Annotated in this window: 5 protein-coding genes; 2 read left to right on the forward strand and 3 right to left on the reverse strand. The window is 71.2% G+C overall.

The window, feature by feature from the left end:
• Positions 1-43 precede the first annotated feature (43 nt).
• The 3 genes from ACFRCR_RS13650 to ACFRCR_RS13660 form a co-directional block, all read right to left on the reverse strand.
• Positions 44-3,907 carry a multifunctional oxoglutarate decarboxylase/oxoglutarate dehydrogenase thiamine pyrophosphate-binding subunit/dihydrolipoyllysine-residue succinyltransferase subunit gene (locus ACFRCR_RS13650; protein WP_377678239.1) on the reverse strand — a complete coding sequence of 1,288 codons (3,864 nt, stop codon included), beginning with the start codon at positions 3,905-3,907 and terminating at the stop codon, positions 44-46.
• A 255-nt stretch (positions 3,908-4,162) separates the two neighbouring features.
• Complete coding sequence (locus tag ACFRCR_RS13655; RefSeq protein WP_377678240.1) at positions 4,163-5,317, reverse strand: ATP-binding protein; 1,155 nt, start codon at positions 5,315-5,317, stop codon at positions 4,163-4,165.
• Complete coding sequence (locus ACFRCR_RS13660) at positions 5,314-6,075, reverse strand: response regulator transcription factor (protein WP_225227495.1); 762 nt, start codon at positions 6,073-6,075, stop codon at positions 5,314-5,316. Before ACFRCR_RS13660 ends, ACFRCR_RS13655 begins: the two co-directional genes overlap by 4 nt.
• A 220-nt stretch (positions 6,076-6,295) precedes the next feature.
• Between ACFRCR_RS13660 and ACFRCR_RS13665 the strand changes: the two genes are divergently transcribed.
• Both ACFRCR_RS13665 and ACFRCR_RS13670 read left to right on the forward strand, forming a co-directional pair.
• Positions 6,296-7,780 carry a hemolysin family protein gene (locus ACFRCR_RS13665; RefSeq protein ID WP_377678242.1) on the forward strand — a complete coding sequence of 495 codons (1,485 nt, stop codon included), beginning with the start codon at positions 6,296-6,298 and terminating at the stop codon, positions 7,778-7,780.
• Complete coding sequence (locus ACFRCR_RS13670) at positions 7,777-8,892, forward strand: hemolysin family protein (RefSeq protein WP_377678243.1); 1,116 nt, start codon at positions 7,777-7,779, stop codon at positions 8,890-8,892. Before ACFRCR_RS13665 ends, ACFRCR_RS13670 begins: the two co-directional genes overlap by 4 nt.
• Positions 8,893-8,923 lie beyond the last annotated feature (31 nt).

Below are 8,923 nucleotides of genomic sequence, written 5' to 3' on the forward strand. Positions count from 1 at the left end.
GGCCTTCGTCGTGGCCCTCAGGGGGTCAGCGTGGGGGTCCTGCTCAGCGGGCGAACGCCTGCTCGAGGAGGACGGCCTGCTGGGCCTGGTGCTTCTTGGCCGTGCCGGCGGCGGTCGAGGCCGACGCCGGGCGCGAGACGACCCGGACACGGGGCAGGTCCTCGGGCAGGTTCACGTGGACGAACGACCACGCGCCCTGGTTCTCCGGCTCGTCCTGGACCCAGACGACCTCGGCGCCCGCGTACTTCGCGACCTCCCGGCGGATGCCGTCCACGTCGAGCGGGTAGAGCTGCTCGAGGCGGACGATCGCGGTCCGGTCGTCCCCACGCTTGGCGCGCTCGGCGACCAGGTCGTAGTAGACACGGCCCGTGCAGAGCAGGACGCGGTCGACGGACGACGGGTTCGCCGTCGTGTCCCCGAGCACCGGCTGGAACGTCCCGGTCGTGAAGTCCTCGACCCCGGACGCGGCCGCCTTGAGACGCAGCAGCTGCTTGGGCGTGAACACCACGAGCGGGCGGCGCGGGCGAGCGTACGCCTGCTGACGCAGCAGGTGGAAGTACGACGCCGGCGTGGACGGCTGCGCGACCGTGAGGTTGTTCTCCGCGCAGAGCTGGAGGAACCGCTCGATGCGGGCCGACGAGTGGTCCGGCCCCTGGCCCTCGTAGCCGTGCGGCAGGAGCATGACGACCGAGGAGTTCTGGCCCCACTTCTGCTCGGCGGACGAGATGAACTCGTCGATGACGGTCTGCGCGCCGTTGACGAAGTCGCCGAACTGCGCCTCCCACAGCACCAGGGCGTCAGGTCGCTCGACCGAGTAGCCGTACTCGAACCCGAGGGCCGCGTACTCGCTCAGCGAGGAGTCGTAGACCCAGAACTTCGCCTGGTCCGCGGAGAGGTACAGCAGCGGGGTCCACTCGGCGCCGGTCTCGCGGTCGTGCAGGACCGCGTGGCGCTGGACGAACGTGCCGCGGCGCGAGTCCTGTCCGGCGAGGCGCACGGGCGTGCCCTCCACGAGCAGCGACCCGAACGCGATCAGCTCGCCGTAGCCCCAGTCGATGCCGCCGTTGGCGGACATCTGGTTGCGCTTCTCGAGGAGCTGCGCCAGCTTGGGGTGGACCGTGAAGCCCTCGGGGGGCGAGACGTGCACCTGACCCACGCGCTCGATGATCGCCTGGTCGATCGCGGTCTTCCACCCGACCATCGTGCCGGCGTCCTCGCGCTGGGACTCGGGACGCTCCAGGCCCGCGACGGGCTCGGTGGCGGGCGACGGCGTGAAGCCGCCTTCCTTGGTCTCGGTGAAGACGCGCTCGAGCTGGGCCTGGTAGTCCTGCAGGACGTGCTCGGCCTCCTCGAGCGTGATGTCGCCGCGCGCGACGAGGTTCTCGGTGTAGAGCTTGCGCACCGAGCGCTTGGCCTCGATCAGGTTGTACATGAGCGGCTGCGTCATCGAGGGGTCGTCGCCCTCGTTGTGACCGCGGCGGCGGTAGCAGATCATGTCGATGATGACGTCACGGTCGAACTGCTCGCGGAACGCGAAGGCGAGCTCGGCGACGCGCACGCACGCCTCGGGGTCGTCACCGTTCACGTGGAAGATCGGGACCTGGTAGCCCTTGGCGACGTCGGTCGAGTAGAGCGTCGAGCGCGACGAGGACGGGCCCGTGGTGAAGCCGACCTGGTTGTTGATGATGACGTGGATCGTGCCGCCCGTGCGGTACCCGCGCAGCTGCGCGAGGTTCAGGACCTCGGGGACCACGCCCTGGCCCGCGAAGGCCGCGTCGCCGTGGATGAGGATCGGCAGGACGGAGAACCCGTCGCCGCCCAGGTCGATGCGGTCCTGCTTGGCGCGCACGATGCCCTCGAGCACCGGGTCGACCGCCTCGAGGTGCGAGGGGTTGGCCGCGAGGTAGACGCGTGTCTGCGCACCCGACTCGGCCGAGAACGTGCCCTCGGTGCCGAGGTGGTACTTGACGTCTCCCGAGCCCTGGACGCTCTTGGGGTCCTGGTTGCCCTCGAACTCGGCGAAGATCTGCGCGTAGCTCTTGCCGGCGATGTTCGCGAGGACGTTGAGGCGGCCGCGGTGGGCCATGCCGATGCAGACCTCGTCGAGGCCGCCGTCGGCCGCCTTGGACAGGACGGCGTCGAGCAGCGGGATGACGGACTCGCCACCCTCGAGCGAGAAGCGCTTCTGGCCGACGAACTTGGTCTGCAGGAAGGTCTCGAACGCCTCTGCGGAGTTCAGGCGGCGCAGGATGCGCAGCTGGTCCTCGCGCGGGGTGCGGGCGTACCCGGACTCGAGGCGCTCCTGGAGCCAGCGACGCTGGGCGCGGTCCGCGAGGTGCATGTACTCGATGCCGATCGAGCGGCAGTACGAGTCGCGCAGCAGGCCGAGGATGTCGCGCAGCGTCGACTTGGTCTTGCCGCCGAACCCGCCTGTCGGGAAGGTGCGGTCCAGGTCCCACAGCGTGAGGTCGTGGGTCTGGACGTCCAGGTCGGGGTGCTTGCGCTGGCGGTAGGCGAGCGGGTCCGTGTCGGCCATGAGGTGCCCGCGCGAGCGGAACGAGTGGATGAGCTCGGCGATCTTGGCGGGCTTGGCCGCCTCGATCTCGGCGTCCGTGGTGTTGTCGCGGGTCCAGCGGACCGGCTCGTAGGGGATGCGCAGCGCGGCGAAGACGCGGTCGTAGAACCCGTCCTCACCGATCAGCTTGGTCCCGAGGATGCGCAGGAACTCGCCGGACTGGGCGCCCTGGATGATGCGGTGGTCGTAGGTCGACGTGATCGTCAGGACCTTCGAGACGCCCAGGCGGGCGAGCTGCTCGACCGAGGCGCCCGCGAACTCCGCGGGGTAGTCCATGGCGCCGACGCCGATGATCGTGCCCTGGCCCTGCATGAGGCGCGGGACCGAGTGCACGGTGCCGATGCCGCCCGGGTTGGTGAGCGAGATCGTCGTGCCGGCGAAGTCGTCGACCGTGAGCTTGTTGCCGCGGGCCCGGCGGACCAGGTCCTCGTAGGCCGCCCAGAACTGGGCGAAGTCCATCTGCTCGGCCTTCTTGACGCTCGGCACGAGGAGCTGGCGGGTGCCGTCCGGCTTGGCGAGGTCGATCGCGAGTCCGAAGTTGACGTGCGCCGGGTTGTTCACCGCGGGCTTGCCGTCGAGCTGCGTGTAGCTCGCGTTCATGGCCGGCATCTCGCCGAGGGCCTCGACGAGCGCGTAGCCGATGAGGTGCGTGAACGAGATCTTGCCGCCGCGCCCGCGGGCGAGATGGTTGTTGATCACGATGCGGTTGTCGACCATGAGCTTGGCCGGCACGGCGCGCACGGAGGTCGCCGTGGGGACCTCGAGGCTCGCCTCCATGTTCACGACGACGCGCGCTGCGGGGCCGCGCAGCTTCTGCACGTCGTCCGCGGTGTCGGGCGCGTCGGACTTCGACTTCGCGGCCGCCACGGCCGCGTACGGTGCGGTGGCGGGCTGTGCCGTCGCGACCGGGCGGTTGGCCTTCACGGCCGCGATCGCGGCGTTGACGGTCGGGTCGGCGGGGACCACGGGCGACTTGGGTCGCTGCGCGGACTCACCGGCGGCAGAGCCGTCGGTCGCCGGTACGGCGCTCGTGGCGCGGGCCGGCGGCGTTGCCGGTGCGTTCGCGGGGATCTGGACCGCGGGGGCCGGGGTCGCGACGGCGGGCGTCGCGGTCCCTGCGGCGGGGGCGGAGGGAGCGGCGGTGGCGCTGCTCCCGTTCACCTCGCTCGCCTTGTCCCCGGGACGGTAGTCCGCGAAGAACTCCCACCACGCGGGGTCCACCGCGTTCTTGTCCTTGAGGTATTGCTCGTAGAGCTCGTCGACGAGCCATTCGTTGGCGCCGAACACAGAACTTGCTGCGCTGATCGACTCTGACTCAGCCTTCGGGGACACGCGAGGATCGCCCACTTTCACCACTGATCGTCACTGGATATCGGGTACCTAGTCCGGAACCGGACCCGTCAAGCCTAGGCCCTCCGGTCCGCTCGCCCGAGCCTCGTCCGGCGGAAATGTGCAGGGTGTCGGCCGGTTCTTCACGGGACGTCTGCCAGAGGCAAACAGGGGGGCAACAGCGACCTGTTCGCTGACCAAAGGTCAGGTCGTTTAGACCATCGCCGGGTATGCCCGCCACCGAGTGTGACGAAGGTCTCACTCCGTCGTGTCGGACGGGCGTCGCTCCTGGTCGCTCGGACGAGGCGCGCCGGGGTGGCCCAGGATCTCCGGCAGGTCGTCCGGGAGGCCGGTCGTGTGCGGCTGGGGACGAGCCGGGAAGGTCAGGCGCATCGTGGCGCCCTGGAGGGAGTCCGCGACCTCGATCCGCCCGCCGTGCAGGTCGACCGCCCAGCGCACGATCGCGAGCCCGATCCCCGTCCCGCCCGTCGACGAGTGGCCCTGCGACGGGGCGTTGCCCCGGGCGAAGCGCTCGAAGATCCGTTCGCGGTCCTTCTTCGCGATGCCGGGTCCCTCGTCGATGACCTCGATCACGACGTCGTCGTCGACGGGGTAGGCCTCGAGCCGGATCTCGCCGTTCTGGGGCGAGTGCCGGATCGCGTTCTGGAGCAGGTTCGTGACGATCTGCCGCAGACGCTCGGGGTCCGCCGGCAGCGTGAGGTCCTCGGGGGTCACGTCGACCACGTACTGGAGCTGCTTGCCGGCCTCGACCATCGAGACGGCGTCGGCGTTCTCCTCCAGGAAGTCGCCGAGCGGGATGTCCTGGAAGTTGAGGGCCGCGGCGCCCGCCTCGATCCGGGACAGGTCCAGGAGGTACGTCACGAGGCGGGTCAGGCGCTCGGTCTGGGCGAGGGCCATCTCCATGGTCGCCGGGTTCGCCTCGCTCACGCCGTCGACGACGTTCTCGAGCTGGGCCTGGAGCGCCGCGATCGGTGTGCGGAGCTCGTGCGACACGTTCGCGATGAGCTCCCGTCGCATCTGGTCGGACGACGCCAGGTCCTCGGCCATGATGTTGAAGGCGACCGCGAGCTGGCCCACCTCGTCACGGCTCGTCGCGCGCACGCGCCGGGTGTAGTCCCCGTCGGCCATGGACTGCGCGGCCGCCGTCATCTCGCGCAGGGGCGAGGTCATGCCGCGCGCGAGGATCTGCGTGAGCAGGAGCGAGAGCACGATCGCCAGCGGGAACGTGCGGGTGGGGCCGAGCTTGTTCTGCTGACCGAGCCAGGTGATGAGGACCGCGAGCGTGACGGTCGCGAAGACCAGCACGCCGAGCTTGATCTTGAGCGACCGGAACGAGTCGAGGGGCCGGACGTCCGGGAGGTGGGGGCGGATGGTCCGGGGGCCGGAGGTCACGCGACCGGGGGCTCGAACGCGTATCCGACCCCGTGGACCGTGCGGATCAGGTCGGGCCCGAGCTTGCGGCGCAGCGCCTTGATGTGGGAGTCGACCGTGCGGGTCCCGCTCGCGTCGGCCCAGTCCCAGACCTCGGCGAGGAGGCGTTCGCGCGTGAGCACGGTCTTGGGCGAGCTGGCCAGCATGACGAGCAGCTCGAACTCGGTCGGGGTCAGGTGGACCTCTTCGCCCGCGCGGTGCACGCGTCGCTGGGCGCGGTCGATCACGACGTCGCCCACGACCATGGGCGGGTCCGTGGGGGTCGACGTCGCCGCCTGGGCCGCGCGGTCGACGCGCCGGAGCAGCGCCTTGACCCGGGCGACCAGCTCGCGCATCGAGAAGGGCTTGGTCATGTAGTCGTCGGCGCCGACACCGAGCCCGATGAGCATGTCCGTCTCGTCGTCGCGCGCCGTCAGCATGAGGATCGGCACGGGCTGCTCGGCCTGGATGCGGCGCGTGACCTCGAGCCCGTCGATGCCCGGCAGCATGACGTCGAGCACGATCACGTCGGGTCGCAGGCGAGTCGCTGCCTCGACGCCCGAGAGCCCGTCGCGTGCCACCTCGACGCGCCAGCCCTCGGCGCTCAGGCGCTGGGCGATGGCCGTGGCGATGGCCGGCTCGTCCTCGACGACGAGGATGTTCGCGGACTGCGCGGGTGTGCCTGCGGGTCCACCAGCGCTCGTCGCGCCGGTACCGGTGGGGAATGCGCTGGCTGTCATGGCACCAGCGTGGCACAACCGGGGCGTCGATGGCCGCAGGACGGACGAAAGTTCCGTTGATGTCTGTGGTGTTCCGGTGGGTGTCCGGAGTGGGTCGTGTGACGCCGTGGCCGACGGACGGGAGGCCGGACCGGCCCGCGCCACGGATGGACGACGGGCCCTCGGCCGATAACATCGTTGGCACGATGAAGAGCACACCCCGATATCCGTGGAGCACCCCGTGGTAGGCGACTGGTTGATGGTCGCGCTGGGGGTGCTCCTGACCGCAGGCACAGCAGTCTTCGTGGCGAGCGAGTTCTCGCTCGTCACCCTCGACCCCGCCGTCCTGGCCAAGCCGGGCGGCGACGAGGCCCACGGCGCCGAGCAGGGGGGCCGCGACGGCGTACCGGGTGGGACGCGAGAGGCCGCCGCCCCCGAGGCGCGCAGCAGCCGCCGCGACCGCAGCGTCCGGGCCGGACTCAAGCACCTGTCGACAGAGCTCTCGTCGGCGCAGGTCGGCATCACGATCACGACCATCCTGCTCGGGTACACGGCTCAGCCGGCCCTCCAGAGCCTCATCGGCGACGCGCTCGGCAGCACGGCCCTCGGGGCGAGCGCTGCCACCGTCCTCGCGGTGGTCCTTGCGCTCGTCGTCGTGAACCTGTTCTCGATGCTCTTCGGCGAGCTCATCCCCAAGAACTTCGCGCTCTCGACCCCGTACGCCACCGCCCGCCAGGTCGTCCCGGTCCAGCGGCAGTTCACCAAGCTCTTCCGACCGGTCATCTCGGTGCTCAACGGTTCGGCGAACGCGATCCTGCGCCGCATGGGTGTCGAGCCGCGCGAGGAGCTGTCGGGCGCGCGCTCGGCGTCCGAGCTCGCGGCGCTCGTCAAGCGGTCCGCCCAGGAGGGCACCCTGGACACCTCGGTCGCGACGCTCCTGACCAACTCGATCGAGCTCGACGAGCTCAGCGCGGTCGACGTCATGACGGACCGCATGCGCATGGTGGTGCTGCGTCGTGACGACACGGCCGAGGACGTCGTGGCGCTCGCCCGCACGTCGGGACACTCGCGCTTCCCCGTGATCGGCGAGGACCGCGACGACGTGCTCGGGCTCGTGCACCTGCGCCGGGCCGTGGGGGTGCCCCACGAGCGCCGTGGCGAGGTGCCGGCGGCCGCGCTCATGGTCGACGCCCCGCGCGTCCCGGAGACGGTCGCGCTGGGACCGCTGCTCGTCGAGCTGCGCGGCTTCGGTCTGCAGATGGCCGTGGTCGTGGACGAGTACGGCGGAACCTCGGGGGTCGTGACCCTGGAGGACGTGGTCGAGGAGCTCGTGGGCGACGTCGCCGACGAGCACGACCCGCGCCGGGCCGGCACGGCCCGTGGGGCCGACGGCTCGTGGATCGTGCCGGGGGTCGTCCGCCCGGACGAGCTCGTGGAGTCGACGGGGCTGGTGGTGCCCGAGGACGGCGCCTACGAGACCCTCGGGGGGCTCGTCATGGCCGACCTCGGCAGGGTGCCGGAGGTCGGGGACGAGGTCCGGGCCGGCGACGTCGTGCTGCGTGTCGAGGCCATGGAAGGGCGCCGCGTCGAGCGGCTCCGGGTCCGCGTGCTCGCCCCGCAGGAGCAGGACGACCAGGGCGACCAGGACGGCCGCCGCGCCGGACCGCCCGGCAGGTCGGGCGCCGACCGGCGCCCGGGTGACGGCGCGCAGGGAGGTGCCCGATGAGCTCGACCGCAGCCCTCCTCCTGGGTCTGTTCCTCCTGGCCGCGAACGCGTTCTTCGTGGGCGCGGAGTTCGCGATCATCTCGGCCCGGCGCAGCGCGATCGAGCCGCTCGCCGCGCAGGGCAACCGCCGTGCCCAGACGGTCCTGTGGGCCATGGAGCACGTCTCGCTCATGCTCGCGTGCGCCCAGCTCGGCGTCACGGTGTGCTCGGTGGGGCTGGGCGTCGTCGCGGAGCCGGCCGTCGCGCACCTCGTCGAGGTGCCTCTGCACGCCCTGGGTGTGAGCCCGTCGCTCACGCACCCCATCGCCTTCGTGATCGCGCTGGCGATCGTGGTCTACCTGCACGTGGTCCTCGGCGAGATGGTCCCGAAGAACCTCGCGGTGTCGGGCCCCGAGAAGGCCGTCATGTGGTTCGGCCCGCCGCTCGTCGTGCTGGGGCGCATCCTCAAGCCGATCATCGTCTCGCTCAACTGGCTCGCGAACCACGTGGTGCGCTGGACCGGTGTGGAGCCCAAGGACGAGGTCGCGTCGGTCTTCACGGCCGAGCAGGTGCAGTCGATCGTCGAGCACTCGCAGGCCGAGGGCATCCTCCAGGACGAGCAGGGCCTGCTGTCGGGGGCCATCGAGTTCTCGGAGCGCACGGCGGCCGAGGTCATGGTGCCGGTCGACCGCCTCGTGACCGTGGTCGAGGGGTGCACGCCCGACGAGATCGAGCGTCTGGTCGCCAAGACGGGCTTCAGCCGCTTCCCGGTCGCCGACGTCCACGGCGAGCTCGTCGGCTACCTGCACCTCAAGGACGTGCTGTACGCGAGCGGCGAGGACCGGTTCCGGCCGGTGCCCTCGTGGCGGGTGCGCGCGCTCGCGACGGCCGAGCCGGGTGACGAGATCGAGGACGCGCTGCGGGCCATGCAGCGCTCGGGCGCGCACCTGGCACGCGTGGACCCCGGGGTGCTGGAGCGTGAGGGCGGCATCGCCGACGCCTCGTCCTCGGTGCTGCCCGACGACGTCGCACCGGTCGGCGCACCCGGTGCGCTGGGCGTCGTCTTCCTCGAGGACATCCTGGAGGAGCTCGTGGGCGAGGTGCGGGACGCGATGCAGCGGCGGGTGCGCTGAGGCCGGGCGGGAAGAGGCGGCGCGCCCGGGG

Source organism: Oerskovia sp. NPDC056781 (assembly GCF_042789955.1).
Lineage (GTDB): Bacteria > Actinomycetota > Actinomycetes > Actinomycetales > Cellulomonadaceae > Oerskovia > Oerskovia rustica.